Source organism: Stenotrophomonas maltophilia group sp. RNC7, from assembly GCF_030910085.1.
GTDB lineage: Bacteria > Pseudomonadota > Gammaproteobacteria > Xanthomonadales > Xanthomonadaceae > Stenotrophomonas > Stenotrophomonas sepilia.
On the sequence record NZ_JAVFVN010000577.1, the window covers coordinates 1 to 1,115 of the forward strand.

Consider the following 1,115-nt stretch of genomic DNA (forward strand, 5'->3'; position numbering starts at 1 on the left):
ATTCCCCGCACCAGCACCGGCTTTGATGGTCATCCACCCGATGGCAGGTCGGTCCAGGTCAAGCCAACGGTACAAAATGCGGGGCAGCGTTCAGGATGGTCGATACCAGAGCAGAGCAACTATTGTTTTTCCATTTGGACATGGACGTTTGCACGGCCAGCTGCTGTGTAACGGACCATAAGAAATTGCGCTTGCAGCGTTAAAGCAGCCGTGGACCGGCCAACGGATGGTCTCTGTTCCCCAGATCCGCGCAGCTAATGCCCGTGTATTAGAAGAGCTGCGATTTCAACCAGTTCCGGTAGCGGAAACATAGCGTAACACAACGTTGGCTACACCTCCAATCTGCGGTCGAGCTTCTTTGCTGGTGGAAAGTAGGATTAAATCCGTAGCGCCGCCTTCGAAGTTCACGGCAACCACGACTTTGGGTTCGGGTGCTCGACAACTACGTTATCGGAATATGTGGATGGCCGCCAATGCAGCCATCCATAGCCGATCATGCATAGTCGCCCACGCACATAATTCATACCGACATCTGCTTTCGTTGCCGGGTGAAGTTTGGATTGGGTCAATGCTGCGAACTATCAGTGGAAGCGTCGCCCGAATTGATCGCTCATTTGGGTTAACCTTGCGACGGACTCTAGCCCGATGATGGAATGGTATTAACCATCCAGGGAACACCGAACTTGTCGACGAGTGAACCGAAGCCGGGAGACCAGAAGGTTTCGCCGAATGGCATAACCACCTTACCGCCCTCAGAGAGCTCATTGAACCAGCGCTGTCCCTCCGCCTGCTCCTCGGTATGCAAAGTGACATCAAAACCATTCTTCGGCTTGTCGACATTTGGAGCCCATTGAACATCCATATCTGCTCCCATTAAGGCTTGGTCACCGACCTCCAGCCAGCAGTGCATCAGCCAATTCTTATATTTTTCATCCGAAATTGGCATATCCGGCGGGCCGTCACCATACGGCATCGCCGCGGTGATCTTACCTCCCAGGACCCTGGCATAAAATTCGAAAGCTTCGCGGCACTGGCCCTGAAAGCTCAAGCTTGTTACGATCTTCATGATATTCTCTCCCAGTTAAATTTCTCGCGCCAAGCGTGTTTGACGGTCA

The 1,115-nt window shown here is 52.8% G+C and carries 1 protein-coding gene; it reads right to left on the reverse strand.

The annotated features are described in order from the left end of the window. Positions 1 to 637: 637 nt before the first annotated feature. Positions 638 to 1,066, reverse strand: coding sequence for a VOC family protein (locus tag RCF13_RS11010; protein WP_308141176.1), 429 nt, complete (start codon positions 1,064 to 1,066; stop codon positions 638 to 640). Positions 1,067 to 1,115: the final 49 nt, after the last annotated feature.